17 protein-coding genes are annotated in these 18,856 nt (G+C 61.0%); 7 read left to right on the top strand and 10 right to left on the bottom strand.

Annotated features, from left to right (window positions below; translation table 11 throughout):
- The first annotated feature begins 154 nt into the window (after positions 1–154).
- Positions 155–652, top strand: a complete 498-nt coding sequence (locus tag QCE49_RS29285) for an H-NS family nucleoid-associated regulatory protein (RefSeq protein ID WP_008353314.1) — start codon at positions 155–157, stop codon at positions 650–652.
- 70 nt (positions 653–722) lie between these two features.
- On the opposite strand, the gene QCE49_RS29290 is transcribed toward QCE49_RS29285, so the two are convergent.
- From QCE49_RS29290 to QCE49_RS29310, 5 genes are all read right to left on the bottom strand, one after another.
- Positions 723–1,124 (bottom strand): VOC family protein, encoded by a 402-nt coding sequence (locus tag QCE49_RS29290; protein ID WP_033536174.1) that lies wholly within the window; start codon positions 1,122–1,124, stop codon positions 723–725.
- 58 nt (positions 1,125–1,182) lie between these two features.
- Complete coding sequence (locus QCE49_RS29295) at positions 1,183–1,608, bottom strand: organic hydroperoxide resistance protein (RefSeq protein WP_250456784.1); 426 nt, start codon at positions 1,606–1,608, stop codon at positions 1,183–1,185.
- A 183-nt stretch (positions 1,609–1,791) separates the two neighbouring features.
- Complete coding sequence (locus tag QCE49_RS29300) at positions 1,792–3,597, bottom strand: alpha/beta fold hydrolase (protein WP_033536175.1); 1,806 nt, start codon at positions 3,595–3,597, stop codon at positions 1,792–1,794.
- Positions 3,598–3,909: 312 nt separating this feature from the next.
- A complete protein-coding gene (locus QCE49_RS29305; protein ID WP_250456785.1) occupies positions 3,910–4,908 on the bottom strand; it encodes a PDR/VanB family oxidoreductase in 999 nt (332 codons plus the stop codon).
- Positions 4,909–4,974: 66 nt separating this feature from the next.
- A complete protein-coding gene (locus tag QCE49_RS29310) occupies positions 4,975–6,519 on the bottom strand; it encodes a Rieske 2Fe-2S domain-containing protein (protein ID WP_250456786.1) in 1,545 nt (514 codons plus the stop codon).
- Positions 6,520–6,740: 221 nt separating this feature from the next.
- On the opposite strand from QCE49_RS29310, the gene QCE49_RS29315 reads away from it, so the two are divergent.
- On the top strand, positions 6,741–7,433 hold the full coding sequence (locus QCE49_RS29315; protein ID WP_008353303.1) for a GntR family transcriptional regulator: 693 nt from the start codon (positions 6,741–6,743) through the stop codon (positions 7,431–7,433).
- Between the two features lie 77 nt (positions 7,434–7,510).
- On the opposite strand, the gene QCE49_RS29320 is transcribed toward QCE49_RS29315, so the two are convergent.
- Positions 7,511–8,824: an MFS transporter gene (locus tag QCE49_RS29320; RefSeq protein ID WP_175979360.1), complete on the bottom strand. Its 1,314-nt coding sequence runs from the start codon at positions 8,822–8,824 to the stop codon at positions 7,511–7,513.
- A 120-nt stretch (positions 8,825–8,944) separates the two neighbouring features.
- On the opposite strand from QCE49_RS29320, the gene QCE49_RS29325 reads away from it, so the two are divergent.
- Positions 8,945–9,856 carry a LysR substrate-binding domain-containing protein gene (locus QCE49_RS29325; RefSeq protein ID WP_250456787.1) on the top strand — a complete coding sequence of 304 codons (912 nt, stop codon included), beginning with the start codon at positions 8,945–8,947 and terminating at the stop codon, positions 9,854–9,856.
- 7 nt (positions 9,857–9,863) lie between these two features.
- Here the strand turns inward: QCE49_RS29325 and QCE49_RS29330 are convergent, their stop codons facing one another.
- The 3 genes from QCE49_RS29330 to QCE49_RS29340 form a co-directional block, all read right to left on the bottom strand.
- Positions 9,864–10,259 carry a hypothetical protein gene (locus QCE49_RS29330; protein WP_033536146.1) on the bottom strand — a complete coding sequence of 132 codons (396 nt, stop codon included), beginning with the start codon at positions 10,257–10,259 and terminating at the stop codon, positions 9,864–9,866.
- A gap of 972 nt (positions 10,260–11,231) precedes the next feature.
- The gene (locus QCE49_RS29335) at positions 11,232–12,761 is read right to left on the bottom strand and encodes a HAMP domain-containing sensor histidine kinase (RefSeq protein ID WP_250435852.1); all 1,530 of its coding nucleotides are present in this window, start codon (positions 12,759–12,761) and stop codon (positions 11,232–11,234) included.
- The gene (locus tag QCE49_RS29340) at positions 12,758–13,489 is read right to left on the bottom strand and encodes a response regulator transcription factor (RefSeq protein WP_008353297.1); all 732 of its coding nucleotides are present in this window, start codon (positions 13,487–13,489) and stop codon (positions 12,758–12,760) included. Before QCE49_RS29340 ends, QCE49_RS29335 begins: the two co-directional genes overlap by 4 nt.
- A 183-nt stretch (positions 13,490–13,672) precedes the next feature.
- Here QCE49_RS29340 and msrB point away from each other — a divergent pair, with 183 nt between their 5' ends.
- From msrB to msrA, 3 genes are read left to right on the top strand one after another with little or no spacing between them, the layout of a single operon-like run.
- Entirely contained in the window at positions 13,673–14,176 is a 504-nt protein-coding gene (gene msrB, locus QCE49_RS29345) for a peptide-methionine (R)-S-oxide reductase MsrB (protein WP_175979364.1), read from the top strand.
- A 43-nt stretch (positions 14,177–14,219) separates the two neighbouring features.
- Positions 14,220–16,040: a cytochrome c biogenesis protein DipZ gene (locus tag QCE49_RS29350; protein WP_250456789.1), complete on the top strand. Its 1,821-nt coding sequence runs from the start codon at positions 14,220–14,222 to the stop codon at positions 16,038–16,040.
- A gap of 41 nt (positions 16,041–16,081) precedes the next feature.
- Positions 16,082–16,777, top strand: coding sequence for a peptide-methionine (S)-S-oxide reductase MsrA (msrA, locus tag QCE49_RS29355; RefSeq protein ID WP_250456870.1), 696 nt, complete (start codon positions 16,082–16,084; stop codon positions 16,775–16,777).
- Here the strand turns inward: msrA and QCE49_RS29360 are convergent.
- Positions 16,741–17,868, bottom strand: a complete 1,128-nt coding sequence (locus QCE49_RS29360) for an aminotransferase class I/II-fold pyridoxal phosphate-dependent enzyme (protein ID WP_250456790.1) — start codon at positions 17,866–17,868, stop codon at positions 16,741–16,743. The genes msrA and QCE49_RS29360 overlap by 37 nt on opposite strands.
- 94 nt (positions 17,869–17,962) lie before the next feature.
- Between QCE49_RS29360 and QCE49_RS29365 the strand changes: the two genes are divergently transcribed.
- A complete protein-coding gene (locus QCE49_RS29365; protein ID WP_250456791.1) occupies positions 17,963–18,856 on the top strand; it encodes a LysR family transcriptional regulator ArgP in 894 nt (297 codons plus the stop codon).

Below are 18,856 nucleotides of genomic sequence, written 5' to 3' on the forward strand. Positions count from 1 at the left end.
GGAGTGAAATCTGGATTTGCAATGTGCGTCTCACCACTTACCGTCCTGGAGCGATATTCTAGACTTTCCACTGCTACGCATTTACACGAATCTCCTCTAGCGCATTGCGGATGTGCATGGCATAGTGCGATCGACGATATATTAGAGGTAACTCATGTCAACGCTAGAAAGTATTCAGGCGCGTATCGAAGCACTTCAAGCGAAAGCGGATGCGCTCGTTGCAAAACAATCCGAGAATGCGCTGCAAAAGATTCATCACCTGATGTCGAGCCATGGATTGACCATCTCGGACATCGAAAGCTATTCCGGTTCACGCAAGAAGGCGGGCAGTTCGGCTTCCGCGAAGAAGCCCGGCGCAGTCGCCTATCGGGATCCAAAGACCGGTGCGACCTGGAGCGGCCGCGGACGCGCGCCGGGCTGGATCGCCAATGCAAAGGACCGTAGCAAGTTTGCGGTTGGAGCAAGCGCGCAGGGAACCAAGGCTAAAGGAAAAACGCGCGCTGCTGTCAAGCGCAAAGCAAAGGGACAACCGCGCGGTCCTCAACCCGCGCTCTATCGCGATCCGGAAAGCGGCGCAACGTGGAGCGGTCGTGGCCGCGCACCCGCATGGCTCGCATCGGTTAAAGATCGGACGCCGTTTCTGATTGCCTGACACTGTATTCACACAAACGGCGGAGTTCGTGCACGACTCCGCCGTTTTCTTTGCGGTCCGGAGTTTCAATCTATACACGCGGATCGAAATCGAATTCGATCCTGATGCCGCCCGGTTCGTAAATCATCATGTGGCGCTTTGGACCGGCTCCTAGCAGTTCCGGCGCGAATTCCACTGCCACTCCCGGCCATGTCGACACGCGCTCGAGAATCGTCGCGAGTGCGGCTTCATCCGTTGCGCGCAATGCGAGATGATGAAGCCCGATATTCTTTCGCCGATCGAATGCTATAGGCGCCGATTCATCCTTCACCTGCCATAACGTAACCAGCAGCTTTCCGTCCGATACGAATACGGCGGGATACTCGGACCGCTCGCCGACGATCTGCCAGCCGAGACATTGAACGAAAAAGTCACGCGTTGCGTCGAGATTGCGCACAGTGAGACCTACGTGATCGATTCCAGATGTCAGCATCGCTTCCTCCGCGTGCATTCGAGCGTTCAGGAGAAAGGCCCCCGAACATTCGACATGCTTATGCCAGCGTCAATTTGACGTCGATATTATTGCGCGTTGCATTCGAATAAGGACAGACGATATGCGCCTTGTCTACAAGCGCCTGTGCCTCGCTGCGATCCATTCCCGGTAGCGAGATCTTCAATTCGACCTCGATGCCGAAACCGTTCGGGATTTGACCGATGCCCACGCTGCCATCCACCGCGACATCTTTCGGCAGCGTGATCTTGTCGCGAGCGGCGACGAATTTGATCGCGCCGATAAAGCACGCGCTATACCCTGCGGCGAAGAGTTGCTCGGGATTGGTGCCATCGCCACCACCGCCGCCGAGTTCTTTCGGGGTTGTCAGCTTGAGATCCAGATTGCTTTCGGGCACGGTCGCGCGGCCGTCGCGCCCGCCAGTGACATGAGCATGTGCACGGTATAGAACCGTTTCAATCGACATCGCCAGACTCCTGTGCGTTGTGTTGAGCGGATCTCGCGGCGCGCATGTGCCGGACGAAGTCCGCCGACATGAGTTCCCCACTGGACGCTGCCCGATATGGGCACGTTCCAATAGCGAAGGATACTCAAGTCACGGCGAGCTCGCCTGACGCATGACCGACGCGCCGAAGCAAGCTCGCTTCAATCACAAGACGACGGGTTCTCTGCCTGAAAAGACCGGATCTGCAACGGGCGATGTGTTTTCCTTCGCGATACGTTCGCACACCGCAACCACATGCGCCGAACCGGTCGTCATGAAGAGGGCGTGATCGAGGTCCGAAAAGATCGCCATTCGCACGGATGGATAGCGCGACAGTCGCGCGCCCTGCTTGCCGAAATGCGCGGCGATCAGATCCATGCCCGCATCGTACGCGCCATAGACGAGCGCTGTCTTTACGCCTTTGGCATCGAGCGCACGAATGATCGGTCCCGGTTCGGTCGCGAGCTCCGGCGCCGTGCTGCTCAGGCGGTCGAGCCTCAACACATCGACGATACGCGAACGCGCGCGCGTCGCCATATAGCCGAGCACGAAGCGCAATACGCGCATCAACTGCTTTTCGCCGCGCAGGATCGCTTTCCATTTCTGTGGATCGAGCATCGAGAATGCATAACCCGCCATGGAATTGCGCGTCGATTGACGCAAGCCGTCGGGCGCGACGTCCGCCGGTCTTTTAAACGTCGGCAGATTGACTGTGACGACACCGTTGATCGCATTCTCGGCGACCGCCGCCTTGAGCGCGTGATAAGCGCCCGAGCACACGCCGAATGCAAAGATCGACTTGTAGCCCTGCCGCGCGAGCCAGCGTGCGGCGGCCGCGGTGTCGTCAGTCGCGATCTGGTTATAGATTCGGCCGAACGCCGTATCCGATTGCACTGCGCCGGGCGCGGCCGGACTGTCGCCTCGGCCTCGCGCATCGAAACGCAATGATGCGATGCCGCGCCGCGCAAGCTCGCGTGCAATGCGAACGGATAGCCGGCTGTCGCCGACGCGCGCACTCGCCGATGTATTCGCAATGAGAAACACCGGACCTCGCGCGGCCCCCGTGCGCGGCTCGCACAAAATGCCGAAAAGCTTTTCGTCGCCGATGCGTACTGGGCGTTCGATAGCTTCGGGTGTGTCTATCTTTAGAGCGGACCAGTCAAAGGCATCGGCCGACGACGGCGCTTGCCTGTTTGATGAATCCTTGCCAGCGATCCATTCCACGACTTGGGCGAACGCTGCGCGCGGCAATGCGTTGAATGCAGTTTCCTGAAGAAAGCCAGTGAGATCTTCGAACGGACGCGCCTGTGCTTCCACGCCCTTTTCGATGAGCGCGTCGCACAATGGATCCGTGCCGCCCGCCTTCATATTCATGACCAACGCGCGACGCGCTGGTGCCGCCGCAGCGTCTCTTACGCTCGCGACGAGATCGATCGCCTGCAATGAGCCTTTGAATTCATCGCTATAAACCTGGCCGAGGACGTTGAGCCGCGCGTCGTCCTTTTGCATCTCACGCAAAGGCGGTGCAAGCAGTTCGAGCCATGTCTTGCGCACGATGCTCAACTCGCGCATATACACGCGGCCACTCGCAACGGGTGCGAGCAGTACGAGGTCATCGACCGGTTGACGCAATGCGGCCTCGAGCGCGAACGCGGCGCCCACGCGAAAGCCGCATAACGTGACGTGCTCTATGCCTGTCGATGTCTTCAGCCATTCGATGGCCGCGTCGACGTCATCGACCGACGATTGGAATTGATCCGGTGCGAGATCGGCGCCCGCCGAGTCGCCCGTGCCTCGATAGTCGAAACGCAGCACCCATATGCCTCGCGCGGACAGCGCTTCGGCGAGATGCCGCATGCCGCTATATGTCCACACGTATTCGTGCCCATAGGTATTGCAGAGCACTACGCCGCGCGTGCCGCTTCCGGCGTGCAGCCATCCAAATCGGTTCCCGAATACAACCGGTCTCATATCGATCTCGTCCTCGTCTTTGGTGGCGCGCAAGGATCGATGACTCGTCGTCCCGTTCTTGCAATGCCTGGCCGTCAACGTCCCGCCGAATACGGGATCGCGAGGTATTGAGACGATTATATTAAGCGTCCTCTTCGTAACACGGCTTGCACCGGCGAATAGGTGCGAATGAGCTACCTATTGGCGCATAAGACATAGCTTGTGTGAGCTACCGCTCATTTCTTTATGCAAGGTTCGTCGGCATAACGTCAGATTGGCCGCAGACGAGTCACCTCGCCTGCCTATATGACTTTTTGGAAGATCGATTCTCTATCAGAGATCCAATACGAGTACCTTGCTCGTCGCACGCGACACGCACGCGGTCAGAAAGTCGGTCTTTTCTTCTTCGCTCATGATGCAGTCGTTGTGCTCGACGTCTCCTTCGAGATAACGCACCTTGCACGTACCGCACAAGCCCGCGCAGCATGATGTCTCGATGAACACGCCCGCTCCCGCCAGTGCATCGGCAATGCTCTCGTCCTTCGTCACTTCGATTTCCTGTCCTGTGCTCGCGATACGCACGATGAAGCTGTCGTTCGCATCGTTGGCGGCCTGCTCGCCAGCGTTGCGCTCAGGTGCCTTGAAGTGCTCGAAATGCACCGTTCCGGACGGCCAGTGCCGCGCCGCAACCGCGCATGCTTGCATGAAGCCGCCTGGACCGCAGTAATAGACGTGCTCGCCTTCGCCGGGCGCATTCAGCAAGTCCCCGATATCGAGGCCCGCCGATGGATCGCCGCCATCGAAATGAAAATGCAGACGCCCGCTTGCGCGCATGTGCTCGAATTCCTCGGCGAACGCTGCGCTGCCCGCATCTTTCGCGCAGTAATGCATTTCGTATTCGATACCGGCATCGTCGAGTTCATGCGCCATCGCCTTCAATGGTGTGATGCCTATCCCGCCCGCGATCAGCAACACGCGGCGCGCGCCGTCGACGAGATGAAAGTTATTGCGCGGCCGGCTTACACGCACGATGTCCTGCACGCGCAATTGCTCGTGAAGCGCCTTCGAACCGCCGCGCCCGCGTTCATCGCGCAATACGGCGATCACATAGCGATGCCGCTCGCGTGGCGCATTGCTGATCGAATACTGCCGCACGACGCCGCCCGCGAGATGAATGTCGATATGCGCGCCCGCTGTGAAAGGCGGCAATGGCGCACCGTCGGGATCGACGAGTTCGTATGAATTGATGCCTCGGCCTTCGAAGCGGACCTGACGCACGAGCAGATTCAAGGTCTGACTCTGCGCGTCGGTCGAGATGGATTGTGTTGACATGGTCGACATTCCTCGAATCGATGATCCCGCATCGCGAGAGCGCCATGCGCCCTCGCGTCGGCCGGCTTATTGCTTCATCGCGAGTTCGAGTTCCTCGAAGCGTTCGCGTACGAATGCGGCACGCGCATCGCCCTTCAGCTTCTCGCTTTCCGCAAGGATCGCAACGATCTGCTTCGTCACCTTGCGACGGCGCATGACTTCTTCTTCGACGGTTTCGCCTTCGGGGATCTCGAACACATTGCCCGAGCAGAAGCTATTCGGCGCGCCCGCGTTCTCACGAAACCATTCCGCGAAGTTTTGCGCCGACGCGGCCGGATTCGAACCGCGCAACGCGTCGCGCAGCATCTTGCGGAACAGGAACAGGCCCGCGTCGAACTTCGTCGGATTCTCGAGCGCATGCACCGCGATTGGCCCTTGGCTGATGATGGCTTCGTAGTCGCCGGGCGCGTATTGCGCCTGCTTGTAGTTCGCACGCTCACGATGATTGGGCGGAATCGGCACGATGTCCTCGATCGTGTATTCGGCGAAGCGCTCGGGACGACGCATCGCGACCTGGCCGTCGAGGAAGTCGATCGACTCATAGCCCACCAGTTCCTTCTTGCCGATACCGCGCGTATCGATGCCGGGGCCCATGACGCGCCAGCCGATCATCTTGCTGTTTTGGTCGTCGACCGGAACCGTCCATCGGATGATATGAAAGCGGCTGAAGAGCTTCTTCTTCGAACCATCTTCCGATGTATAGGCATGCAGGCTCAGATTTGGCAGCACTTGATGCTGCACGCGCACGAACAAGCGGTCCTTGTTCACGCGGCGCGCGCCCGCGCACGCGAGACTGCGGCCTTGTTGGACCGGCTGAAAATGCATGTCGGGCGCGACTTCCATCGACGCTGCGCCGACTTCGTCGAACGTCGTGCCCTGGAACTGCCCTTTCACCACGTTCTTCGCGGCATGCAATGCGGTCGGATGAAAGTTATCGGCGGCGTTGTCCTGAACCTGCAACCAGTTGCAATGCTGGAAGTTGCTGTAGGGCACGAGTTCGTCGCCGGGCATCACGGTGTAGTCGCCTTCCCACTCCGGAAACGGCGGCTCGTTTTCCGGCGGTCCCATGTAAGCGAACACGAGACCGTGACGCTCGACTGCCTTATACGCACCCTGCCGAATGGAACACGCGTACTTTTCGGCCTCTTTCTCTTCGCCCTTCGGAAACGGCACATGCAGGCACGCGCCGTCCACGTCGAACACCATGCCGTGATAACAGCACATGATGCCGCGCTCTTGAATCGCGCCGTATTCGAGCGATGCGCCGCGATGCGCGCAATGCGCGTGCAGCAGACCCACACGCCCGCTGCCGTCGCGGAATGCCACCAGTTCTTCGTTGAGGATCTTCAGAAAGCGCGGCGTGTCGGTCAGCTCCATCGACATGCAGACCGGATGCCAGAAGGCGCGCATGTATTCACCCATCGGCGTCCCGGGGCCCGTCTCCGTCAGTTCCGGATCGTGGCCCGGCACCTTGTTCACGTAGTAACCGCCGTAGGGCACGAGCTTCTTGACTGTCGCGGCCGCGCCGCCGCTGCTCTGATGCCCTTCCAGCTTGTCCGATTTGATGGTCATGGGAAATCCTGTTTCGAGTGGGGTTGAATCGATCGATGCCTGAGACCTGAATTCTGCCTTCCGAACTCCGAACTCTGTATACAAAGATTAGCGATGTGGATCGGCGTTGTCTCTATGGGTAAACGTGAATGAAAACAGGCACGCGATAACGTTGCGTTGACGCGTAAGGCCGGCCCGCTGTACCCTTGCCGTATTCTGTATCCAGAACTTACGCTCGAATCATGCCCGCCAAACTTCTCAAGCTCCAGGCCCGCACCGACTATGTCGACGAGGTCTACAAAGTTCTGCTCGACGCCATCAGTTCGGGTTCGCTCGCGCCCGGCACGCGCATCACGCAGGAAGAGATCGCCGAACAGCTTGCGGTTTCGCGCTCACCCGTCCTGCAGGCGCTGCGTCTGCTGAAGAAAGACGGTCTTGTCGTCGATGCGCCCGGACGCGGTCTCCTCGTCACTCCGCTCGACCCCGCATGGATCAGTCATCTCTATGAGATTCGCGGCGCGCTGGATTCGCTCGCTGCGCGTCTCGCCGCCGAACGCGGCGCGAAGATCGACAAGGCGATCATCACCAATGGCAGGCGCGCGTCGAAGAGCGACGATGTCAAGGCGATGATCGATGCCGACATGGCCTTTCATAACGCGATCTACGTGGCATCGGGCAATCCGTTGATCGCCGAGACCGCGCAGACGCACTGGGTTCATCTGCGCCGCGTGATGGGCGCCGTGCTGCAGGCATCGGGACAACGCAAATCGATCTGGGACGAACATGCTGCCATCGCGGCGGCCATCGCGGAAGGCAACGGCCACCGTGCCGCCGAACTTACCGATCTGCATACCGCCAACGCGCGAAGAAACCTCGTCGAACGGCTCGGCGTCGTGCTGAGCGAGCAACGCGAACGGGAATCGGAAGCAACGTGATCTCACGCACGGGTTGCGAGTTGCATCGACGGCGAAAGCCCCTGTTTCAAGGGGCCGTTTCGCTTGGCGTGCGCGAGTCAGTCGCTGCGACGGCGGCTGTTCACGAGCGCGGCGGGCACCGCGAACACGAGCAGGCTGCCGATCACGCAACTCGCCGCGAGACCGAGCACGCCGCTGCCCGTCGAACCCGACTGCGTCTGGATCACGCCGATGAGCCAGGGACTCACGACGCCCGAGATGCTGCCCACGGAATTCGCAAGCGCAAGGCCCGCGGCCGCAGCGCCGCCGCTGAGAATCGCGGGCGGCAGAACCCAGAACTGCGAGATGGTCGTGACTACGCCCATCGTCGCGAGCGTGAGACCGATCATGCCGAAGAACGTGGAGTGCGCGTACATCACGCTCATAAAAAGGCCGAGCGCGCCGACGAAACCCGCGCCCGCAAGATGCCAGCGTCGCTCGCCACGCTTGTCCGAGCTATGGCCGACCGCGAGCATTGCAATGGCGCCCGCGGCATAGGGAATCGCCGAGAGCAGGCCGATATCGAGCGGATCGGTCACGCCGCTCGCCTTGACGAGCGTCGGCAGCCAGAAGCTCACGCCGTAGAGCCCCATCGTGAAGAAAAAGTACGTCACGGACAGCAGCAGTACTTTCGGATGCAACAATCCATCCTTTACCGAATGCAGCGCATGCGCCGGCTCTTCGTCGCGCAGATTGGCTTCGAGCATTGCTTTTTGCGAGTCGTTGAGCCACTTCGCATCGGCGACCTTGTCGTCGAGATAGAAGTACGCGACCACGCCCAGAACGGCCGTCGGAAGGCCTTCGAGCAGGAAGAGCCATTGCCATCCCGCGATGCCGTGCGCGCCGCCCATATGCGTCATGATCCAGCCGGACAGCGGCCCGCCAACGACGCCGGACATCGGAATGCCCGTCATGAAGAGCGCGGTTACTTTGCTTCGGCGCGAAGCGGGAAACCAGTACGTGAGATACAGCAGGATCGCCGGAATGAACCCTGCTTCGGCCACGCCGAGCATGAAGCGCATGATGTAGAAGCTCGTCGGCGTCGTGACGAACATCATGCCGGCAGAGATCACGCCCCACGTCACCATGATGCGCGCGATCCAGCGACGTGCGCCCACGCGCAACAGAATGAGATTGCTCGGCACCTCGAACAGCAGATAGCCGACGAAAAACACGCCCGCGCCCGCACCGTAGACGGCGTCGCTGAAATGCAGATCGTTGAGCATCTGCAACTTCGCGAAGCTCACGTTGATGCGATCGAGATACGCGCACAGATAGCACACGAAGAGAAATGGCAGCAGACGCCATGTCACCTTCGCATACGTCGACGATTCATCGCCTGTCAGATACGCAACCGGACTGTGGGAACTCATGCTTTGTCTCCTGGTTATGTCATGCGTCTGGATCGCTCACATGTTCGTCACCTCAAACCAGAAAGACAAACGATGCCTGTTCATCCATCCATGACAGGCTCTCATGCATAAGGTGTTTCCATGAGGCGCATTCCGAACTTCGTACTCCTGCGCGCATTCGAAGCAGCCGCGCGTCTGGAAAGCTTCACGCTTGCCGCAAGCGAGCTTCATCTCACGCAATCGGCGATCAGTCATCAGGTCAAGGAACTCGAGCAGTATTTCGGCAGGCCGCTCTTTCATCGGCGCAACCGGCGCGTGGAGACGACGTCCGAAGGCCGTCGCCTGCATGAAAGTCTCGGACGCGTGTTCGATGTCATCGAAGCCGCATGCGCCGAAGTCACGCTCGATCCGCTCGCGCAAGTGCTCGCCGTTCATTGCGCGCCGAGCTTCGCCGTGAAATGGCTCGGGCCGCGTCTGCCCGAATTCATGCAGGCCCATCCGAACGTGACGATACGTCTGTCGTCGGACGCTGAGCCCGCCGATCTCGCACGCGCGCGCGAAGTCGACGTTGCCATTTCATATGGCTTCGCACACGAACGTGCCGGTGTCGTCTCGCGCGCACTGGGCACGGAGCGCATCATCCCGATGTGTTCTCCGTCCTTGTTGCAGGAAGGCGTGCCAGCGCCGGAGCACATTGCGAGGATGACGCTGATCGACTCGCAACTCAGCCGTGTGACGTGGCCCGGCTGGTTCGAGCTCAATGGGCTCGACATGCCACGCGGGCCGCGGCCTTCGTTCGACCGTGCGGCGCTCGCGATATCCGCGGCGGTGGATGGCATGGGCGTCGCGCTGGAAACGACGCGCCTCGCCGAGCGCGAGCTTGCGCGCGGCGATCTGATCGAGTTGGGCGCGGGTGTGTTCGCGCCGCTCGCAAGGGCTACGCACTTTCTCTCTTATCGCGCCAACGAACGTGATGTCGAAAAAGTGAAATGTTTCTGTGACTGGGTGCTGGCGAAGGCTGGCCTTGAAGACGCGAAAGAAGTCGAAGCGTGAGGCGAAATCATGCCGCCTGTCTCGCCCGCTCCTCCTCGACCATCCGGGCGTGTGCATACACGCGATCGCGTTCGCGCGCGACGAGCGTGCGCTTGCGTGCAAGCGTCTGTCGATGATATTTCGGGTCACCCATCTGCATCACGTATTCACCGTGACGATGACGCAGGTAGCGCTGGAAAAACTCGGCGCCGGGCAAGCCGCTGTCGAGCGCCATGAGCACGCCGTAATCGATGTCGTGCACATCCCCGAGTGCCTTGATTGCGGATTCGAGCGCGGCATAACGCTGCGGCAGTGGCACCCCCTTGTCGCATAGCGCATGAAAGCGCTGATAAGTCAGCACTTGTCCGTGCGATGCACACCGCCATAACACTTTCGCAAGCCGTTGACTGAGTTCCGTTTCCACGTTTCCTCCCGCAAGGTGCGCGGATCGTATGAGTGTGACATTCCACCGTCATTCGGATTTCGAAGACGGCATGCGGTTGCCTGGAAAATCACCTGCAACGCCAGAAGATATGCGCAACGCTCGCCATTGCGCCAAATCGCCTTGCGCGCATCGCCGAAAGCGTCATGCAATGCGGCCAGGTCGAAGAAACCTGTCTATGAAGATTCAGTTGAGCACGTTTTAATAATTCGCATGTTTCTATTTCCCACGCTGAAAGAAAGAACTCATATAGCGAAGAACACGAAATGCGATAAACGTCTATGCTTATTAGACCTTTCACAATGCACCTATAGCATTGCGCACGAATCCGCACCGCTGCATGATGCAGCAGTGGGACTCGCGGGAACCTTCTGACACGAGCGACTCGGCGCGACTTGTGTGCGCTTTCGCTTAATATTGACCTCGGCGGGTCTTATTGATTGCCACGCCACAGCGCCGTAACTTTTGACCAGCAACCATGCGCGGCGGCTGCGACTCGATTATATGCTAGCAAACATATTGCAGGAAACCAAGGAAAGATTCCACATGAAAGAACGTTCCGCGCTTTCGCGCGGCTGTCGTTCGGCATTTTTTTCCATCGTCGCCTGCGGCCATATCGGCCGATCAATTCGCAATGCAATGAAGAGGAGCCTCTAAAGAAACCATATAACTTGCTTAAGCAAAGACGCCACGCAGATTACGCGCCGTTTCACCGGCTCCGCTCGACGCGCACTTCACACGCGGCACACTTCTTAAGATTGGTTTAAGTCTGAGAGACTAAAACGTCATCAAACGGGCAAGATAGTGCCCCTTGCAATTTGCTTCGTATCGGTTTTCACGAAAACGTCCACGCGGATGGTCAGGCCGGGCAACGCCGCACGCGCAATCCAACAGCGCGATCAGGCGCAGGCGACGACCATCCCATTCAGCCCGGCAGAAATGCCGGGCTTCTTTTTAACCGCGCCCTCCGCGCACTTGCGGCGCGCCATTGCCGGTCTGCGTAATGGCGACGGGCAGATCGAAGTGAAACGTGGTGCCCGTGTCTTTCGAATCGATCAGGCGAATCTGGCTGCCGTGCAATTGCAGCATGCGTTGTACGATGAGCAGCCCTAGCCCGCCGCGATGCGCGCCGCCCGAAGCGAACGGACGCATGAAAAGCGCCTTGCGCATTTCCGGCGGAATGCCCGTACCCGTATCGCTGATCGTGACTTCCACTCTGTCAGATTGTTCGCGCGCAAGTGCAAGTGTCACGTCGACGACGCCTTGCGCAGGCGTATGACGGATCGCGTTATCGAGCAGATTCGTGAACACGCGCTCGATCATGCCGAGATCCGCCGTTACGTTCGGCAAGCGTGGCGCGATCTGGGCATTCAGGCGCACGCCCCGCGATTGCGCGGGCAGTTCGAACTTTTCGAATACGTCCTGCACCAGATCGGCGAGTGAGAACGCCTCGGCTTCGGGCGCGACCATGCCGTGTTCGAGTTTCGCCAGTTCGAACAATGACTGCGCGAGATGACCCACCTTCGCGCTCTGTGCAAGCGCGATCGACAGATAACGACGCCGATCGGTATCCGGCAGCGTGTCGGACTTGAGCGACAGCGTCTCGAGATAACCATGCAGCGATGACAGCGGCGTGCGCAAATCGTGCGAGATGTTCGCGACCATCTCGCGACGCTCGCGATCCTGCTGACCCAGCGCGCGCCACTGCTCGCCGATGCGTTCCGCCATCTGCGCGAACGCGCTTTCGAGCACGACGATCTCGTCGCGTTCGTTCGCCCGCGCATCGGGCGTGTCGATGCGCGCGAGCGCCGGCGGTTCTGCTGGCGCGCCACGCGCGTCGAACTTGCGCATTGCTTCGGTGAGGCGGCGCAGCGGCCGCGTAACGAGCCCGAATGCAACCAGGCCCGCGACGAGCCCGAGCAATGTGACGAGGCCCATCGACGCGAGCGTGGTGCGCAACACCGCGCTCGCCGATGCCTTCGCAGCCAGCGCATCGTGCTCCTCGCCGAGCAGCACGACATAGACATAGCCGAACGGCGGCTTGCCGGGCGCGGCGAGCGGCGCTGCGCTGAAGACTTTGCGCTTGCCCTCGCTGCGCGGATCGTCACCGAGAATCGGCAACACGGCGCCGTCGAGGAACTGCCGCACCGGCGCGAGATCGACATGATCGCGCTTGAGATGTCCGGGCGGCGCATCGTCGGCACGCACGCGCCCCGTGTTATCGAGCAGATAGACTTCGACGCTCGGGTTCACCACCATCAACTGACTGAAGAGCCGGCGCACGGCGGGCGCATCGATGTCGTTGGCATCGGCGAGCGCACCGTCACGCGCGATATGCGCCGCAAGCCCGCGCGAAAGACTCTGAATGACTTCCTTCTCGCGCAGATCGCTCGCGCGAATCTGCAGCCACGCCGATGCGCCGCAGCACGCGAGCAACAGCACGCAGAACACCGCGAAGAGCCGTTGCGACAAGGTGAGTTTCACGACGCGCCATCCTTGCCGTCAGGCGATTGCGCCGCGAGCTTATAGCCGTGGCCCCATACCGTGAGAATGCGCTTCGGATCGGCGGCATCTTTCTCTACTTTCGCGCGCAAACGATTGATATGCGTATTGACCGTGTGCTCATAACCTTCATGCCGATAACCCCACACCGCATTGAGCAGGTCCATGCGCGAGAACACCTTGCCCGGATGACGCGCGAAGTGATAAAGCAGATCGAACTCGCGCGGCGTGAGTTCGATGCGCGCGCCATCCACCCATGCTTCGCGCGCGAGCGGATCGATCGCGATGCCCGCCACTTCGATGCGCCCCGTCTCCAGCCGCGAGTCCTTCGCGACCGCATCGACGCGGCGCAGCAGCGCCTTCACGCGCGCGACGAGTTCGAGCACCGAGAACGGCTTCGCAAGATAGTCGTCCGCGCCGAGTTCGAGGCCGAGAATGCGATGCACCTCGCTCGAACGCGCGCTCGTGATGATGATCGGCGTATAGCGTGTCATCGCGCGCGCACGCCGGCAGATTTCGAGGCCGTCGACGCCGGGCAGCATCAGATCCAGAATCAGCGCATCCCATCCGCCCTGTTCGAGCAGGCGCAGCCCTTCGGCGCCATCGGCGCTATGCACGACTTCGTAGCGTTCGTCGCGCAGGTTGAGACTCAGCACATCGGCGATATGCATGTCGTCTTCGACGATCAGAATGCGTTTCGGATGATCCATGAGGAATGTTATCGGCAGAGAAAAACACGCGCGCCCAATCCGCAGAACAATGGACGAGCGTCTGTGCCATTGTGCAGAAAAGCGCGCGGCCAAGTATCACATTTAATTTAACTTTCGGTGAGGACTCGGGGATGCGCGCGCGAATACGATGCCGCTACACCACTCGAACCCGAGGCACGCATCATGCAAACCCGCCGCCGCTTTCTCCTCACAGGCACCGCGGCCGCCGCCGCAGCGTTCGCACTGGGCGGACGCTTTCGCGCGCTCGCGGCCGATCCGAAGACGCAGGAAAGCTTCGAAATCGTCCATAGCGACGATGAATGGCATCGTCTACTCGATCCGGTGCAATTCGACGTATTACGCCGCGAAGGCACCGAACGCCCTTATACGAGCCCGCTCAACGACGAGCATCGCGGAGGCACGTTCAGTTGCGCGGGTTGCAAGCTGGCGGTGTTCTCCTCGCGCACCAAGTTCGACAGTCATACCGGCTGGCCCAGTTTCTGGGCGCCGCTCGATCATGCGGTCGCGACGCGCATCGACGGCTCGTTCGGCGTCGTGCGTACCGAAGTGCATTGCCGGCGCTGCGGCGGTCATCTGGGCCACGTCTTCGACGACGGTCCGAAGCCCACGGGCCTGCGCTACTGCATGAACGGCGTCGCGATGAACTTCACGCCCGGCGCAGCCTGAATCGCGCCAGCACTCCGATCAACCTCGACCACCCGATACCATCATGCTGCTCATCGTTCTTGCCTATCTCGGCGGCGCGCTGACGATTCTCAGTCCGTGCATCCTGCCGGTGCTTCCCTTCGTGTTCTCGCGCGCGGATCAGCCGTTCGTGAAAAGCGGCTTGCCGTTGCTCGCGGGCATGGGCCTGACCTTCGCCGTCGTCGCGACGCTCGCGGCCGTCGGTGGCGGCTGGGTCACGCAGGCCAATCAATACGGTCGCTGGGCGGCCATCGTCCTGCTCGCAGTGTTCGGCCTCACACTGCTGTTGCCGAGTCTCGCCGAGCGCGTGATGCATCCGCTCGTGAGCGCGGGCAATCGTCTCACCGCATTCGCGCAACGCGGCGACGGCAAGCCGAGCTTCGGCGGATCGTTCATGCTCGGCATCGCGACCGGTCTTCTGTGGGCGCCCTGCGCAGGCCCGATTCTCGGACTTGTGTTGACGGGCGCGGCGCTCAACGGCGCGAGCGTCGGCACGACTCTGCTCCTGCTCGCGTATGCAGCGGGCGCGGCGACCTCGCTCGCGGTTGCCTTGCTGATCGGCGGACGCGTGTTCGCCGCGATGAAGCGCTCGCTCGGCGCAGGCGAATGGGTGCGGCGCGGCATCGGCGGGGCGATGCTGCTCGGCGTTGTCGCGATCGGGCTCGGGCTGGACACCGGCGTGCTCGCTCGTGTATCGACGGTCGCGACCTCGGGCATCGAACAACAGCTCGTCGACAAGCTCTCGAACAAGAACCAGGGCGCGATGATGATGTCCGCGAACGCGGCGAAGGTCGATAACAACGGACCCGCGATGATGCGCGCGAGCACCGAGCCGCCGAAGTCGCCGAACCCCGCGCCGCTGCCCGTGGAAGGCACGCTGCCTTCGCTCGATGGCGCGGTGCAATGGCTCAACTCGCCGCCGCTTACAAAGGAAGCGTTGCGTGGCAAGGTCGTGCTCGTCGATGTATGGACGTACTCGTGCATCAACTGCCTGCGCACGTTGCCGTATGTGAAGACGTGGGCGCAGAAGTATCACGATCAGGGGCTTGTCGTGATCGGCGTGCATGCACCGGAGTTCGCATTCGAGCGCAACGTCGATAACGTGAAGAAGGCGGTTCACGATCTCGGTATCGATTATCCCGTTGCGATCGACAACAACTTCGCGATCTGGCGCGCGTTGAATAATCAGTACTGGCCGGCGCATTATTTCATCGACGCCAAGGGGGATATCCGCTATCACCACTTCGGCGAAGGCGATTATGCGCACTCCGAGCAGGTGATTCAGCAACTGCTTGCCGAAGCGGGTCACGGCGCCGCGCCTGCCATGGCGATGAGCGCGAAGCATGACGATAACGACATCGGTCAGGGCGCGATGATGCAGGCCGACAACGCGGACATGCGTTCGCCTGAAACGTATATCGGTTACGAACGCGCGCAGCAGTTCATGTCGCCGGGCGGCGAAACGCAGGATCGCATTCACGACTATGCCGCGCCCAACGCCCTCGACGTCAACGACTGGGGACTCGCGGGCGCGTGGAAGGTCGGCGCCGAGCACGCGACGCTCGAAGGCGCGACGGGGCGCATCGTGTATCGCTTTCATGCGCGCGATCTGCATCTCGTGCTCGGGCCGTCGAAAGATGGCAAGCCGGTGCGCTTTCGCGTGAGCATCGATGGCGCGGCGCCGGGCGCATCGCATGGCAGCGACATTCAGGCGGACGGAAGCGGCACCGTGACCGAACAGCGCCTCTATCAATTGGTGCGGCAGGCGGGCCCCGTCGCCGACCGCACGTTCACCATCGAATTTCTCGACCCCGGCGTCGAAGCGTATGCCTTCACGTTCGGTTGAATGCGACTTCTTGAGGAGCAGACATGTTCAGGACCAACAGCATGACATTCAAGGCCGTCAGCGTGGCCGTATTGTTCGCGGGCGCGTTCGCACTGCAGCGCGTCGCGCATTCGAGCGAGGAAGCCGTGAAGATTCCGCCGCCCGCGCATGACGAAAGCGCGACGGCCGTGCATACGGAAACGGCCGTATTCGCGGGCGGCTGCTTCTGGGGCGTGCAAGGCGTGTTTCAGCACGTTCGCGGCGTGAAGGAAGCGCTGTCGGGCTATGCGGGCGGCGCGGCCGGCACGGCGCAATACGATCGCGTGAGCGGAGGCGATACCGGTCATGCGGAATCGGTGCGGATCACGTATGACCCGGCGCAGGTGTCGTACGGCAAGCTGCTGCAGATCTTCTTTTCGGTCGCGCACAATCCGACGCAACTGAACTATCAAGGCCCCGATCACGGCACGCAATATCGCTCGGCCGTATTCCCGACGAACGCAGCGCAGCGCGAAATCGCCAATGCGTATATCGCGCAGCTCGACAAGGCGCATGTGTATGGCGGCAGGATCGTCACGAAGATCGAAGACTACAAGGGCTTCTATCCGGCCGAACGCTATCACCAGAACTATCTGACGGAGCATCCGGAAAGCCCTTATATCGCAATCAACGATCTGCCGAAAGTGGCGAACCTGAAGCAGATGTATCCGGACGCCTATCGTCAGGACGCGGTGCTCGTGACGGTCGCATCCAAATAGGCATCGACGATCGCGAGCACATCGGGCATGTTGCGCCTGCCGAAACCGAGGCGCACATGCTCGTCGCCGTGATCGACCAGCGTCGAGGGCAAGAGCAGGACGCCCGTGCGTTCGAGCAGTTCTGCGCAGAACCGCTCGGCGCTTTCGCGCTTCAACCGCACGAAACCGATCGTGCCCGCGCGCGGACGATGCCACTCGAAACGATCCGCATGGCGCGCGAAGAAGGCGTCTAGCACGCCCAGATTCGCGCGGATGATCGAAACATTGCGTTCGATAAGCGCATCAGTGTGGCGCACTGCAATCGCCGACAGATACTCGCTCGGCGCGCTGTTGCTGATGGTGAGATAGTCCTTGAACGTGCTCATGCGTTCGAGCACTTGCGCGCTCTTCGTCGCGATCCAGCCGAGGCGCAGGCCGGCGAGCCCGTGCGTCTTCGAGAGCGCACCGAGTGAAATCGCGCGCTCGTACACATCGCATGCGGCGGGCAGACGATCCGCGCGATCATGTTCGAGCCCGCGATACACCTCGTCGCTGAATAGCCATAGTCCATGCTTGCGCGCGAACGCGACGATCGCATCGAACACGTCGCGCGACGGCAGATAACCGGTCGGATTGTGCGGCACGCACATCACGAGCGCGCGTGTGACCGGCGTGACGAGCGTTTCGAGCTCCGCCGGATCGAGCGACCAGCCCGCTTCTTCGCGCGCCTTCCACGGCGCAACGCTCACGCCCAGCGCCTCGGCCACCGTGTAATGCGACTGATAGCCCGGCATATGCACGATCATGTGATCGCCTGGCGCGAGCATCGTGTTCATGAACGAATAGATCGCTTCCTGAGCGCCCGTGTGCACGATGATCTCGTCAGCATCGATGTTCTCGTACAGCGTCGCCAGTTCGCGCCGCAGCGCGGGTGCGCCGGGATATTCCGTATAACCGAGCCAGGTATCGCGCAGACCGTCGATCGAGTCCGGTTCATATGCAAGCAGTTCGCCGATCGACATCGATTCGGGATCGGAAGTGCACAACAGATGGCGCGCGGTGAATTCGTGCTGCGAGAAATAGCGTTCGAGTTTGAACGGGTTCGGTTGCATCGCGTCGCTTGATCGGAATGGAAGAAGGCTCTAGTTTGCGCGCCTGATGTACATTCACACAGCTAAACTTTCTAATTCCGATTAAGGAACGCTAATGCTCGACTACGCTCTCCTCGATTCGCTGCTTGCCGTCGTGCGCACCGGTTCTTTCGAGCGTGCGGCGCGCGAACTGAACGTCACGCCTTCGGCCGTCTCGCAGCGCGTGAAGCTCCTTGAAGAGCGCGTGGGCGCCCTGCTCGTCAAGCGCGGCCAACCATGCGAAGCAACTGCTTCCGGCGCGCTCTTGTGCCGCCACACCGAACGCGTGCAATTGCTCGAAGCCGAACTCGGCGGGCGCATGCCGGCCTTACCGGGCGCGCAGAGCGAGCGGCGCGCGAAATTGCGCATCGCGGTGAACGACGACAGCATGAGCACATGGTTCATCGACGCGGCGGCGGACTTTTGCATCGAACGTGAACTGCTGCTCGATGTCGTCGTCGACGATCAGGATCACACGGCGCAACGCATCCGCGAAGGCGATGTGCAAGGCGCGATCACCACGCAAGCCGAGCCCGTTCCCGGCTGGCGTTCGATGAAGCTCGGACGCATGCGTTATCGCGCGGTATGTTCGCCCGCGTACTTCGCGCGCTATTTCGCCGATGGCCTCACGCGCGATGCGTTGCGCCGCGCGCCCTGCGTCAATTTCAACGAAAAGGATGAATTGCAGAAGCGCTTCATCAAACGCATGAGCCGCGCGGAGATCGAACCGCCCGCGCATGTCGTGCCGCATGGCGAGGGCTTCGTGCGCGCGTGCACGTCGGGGCTGGCGTGGGGAATGTGTCCGCAACGGCTCGTCGCGCAGCACGTCGAAAACGGCGACCTGGTGGAAGTGTCGCCCGGTGCGCGCTTTGACGTCGATCTTTACTGGCAGAGCTGGCGTCTTTCGATCGGCTGGCTGGACGACTTCAGCGCGATGCTCAAACATCGCGCCAGATCGTTTCTCGATTGA

The sequence above is a fragment of the Caballeronia sp. LZ008 genome (assembly GCF_031451435.1).
GTDB lineage: Bacteria > Pseudomonadota > Gammaproteobacteria > Burkholderiales > Burkholderiaceae > Caballeronia > Caballeronia zhejiangensis.

Bases quoted from the DNA above. Each gene is read 5' to 3' on its own strand.
- QCE49_RS29310 (WP_250456786.1), bottom strand. From the start codon at position 6,519: ATGACCATCAAATCGGACAAGCTGGAAGGGCATCAGAGCAGCGGCGGC.
- QCE49_RS29300 (WP_033536175.1), bottom strand. From the start codon at position 3,597: ATGAGACCGGTTGTATTCGGGAACCGATTTGGATGGCTGCACGCCGGA.
- msrB (WP_175979364.1), top strand. From the start codon at position 13,673: ATGCAAACCCGCCGCCGCTTTCTCCTCACAGGCACCGCGGCCGCCGCC.
- QCE49_RS29285 (WP_008353314.1), top strand. From the start codon at position 155: ATGTCAACGCTAGAAAGTATTCAGGCGCGTATCGAAGCACTTCAAGCG.
- QCE49_RS29325 (WP_250456787.1), top strand. From the start codon at position 8,945: ATGAGGCGCATTCCGAACTTCGTACTCCTGCGCGCATTCGAAGCAGCC.
- QCE49_RS29350 (WP_250456789.1), top strand. From the start codon at position 14,220: ATGCTGCTCATCGTTCTTGCCTATCTCGGCGGCGCGCTGACGATTCTC.
- msrA (WP_250456870.1), top strand. From the start codon at position 16,082: ATGACATTCAAGGCCGTCAGCGTGGCCGTATTGTTCGCGGGCGCGTTC.
- QCE49_RS29365 (WP_250456791.1), top strand. From the start codon at position 17,963: ATGCTCGACTACGCTCTCCTCGATTCGCTGCTTGCCGTCGTGCGCACC.
- QCE49_RS29340 (WP_008353297.1), bottom strand. From the start codon at position 13,489: ATGGATCATCCGAAACGCATTCTGATCGTCGAAGACGACATGCATATC.
- QCE49_RS29295 (WP_250456784.1), bottom strand. From the start codon at position 1,608: ATGTCGATTGAAACGGTTCTATACCGTGCACATGCTCATGTCACTGGC.
- QCE49_RS29290 (WP_033536174.1), bottom strand. From the start codon at position 1,124: ATGCTGACATCTGGAATCGATCACGTAGGTCTCACTGTGCGCAATCTC.
- QCE49_RS29360 (WP_250456790.1), bottom strand. From the start codon at position 17,868: ATGCAACCGAACCCGTTCAAACTCGAACGCTATTTCTCGCAGCACGAA.
- QCE49_RS29320 (WP_175979360.1), bottom strand. From the start codon at position 8,824: ATGAGTTCCCACAGTCCGGTTGCGTATCTGACAGGCGATGAATCGTCG.
- QCE49_RS29315 (WP_008353303.1), top strand. From the start codon at position 6,741: ATGCCCGCCAAACTTCTCAAGCTCCAGGCCCGCACCGACTATGTCGAC.
- QCE49_RS29305 (WP_250456785.1), bottom strand. From the start codon at position 4,908: ATGTCAACACAATCCATCTCGACCGACGCGCAGAGTCAGACCTTGAAT.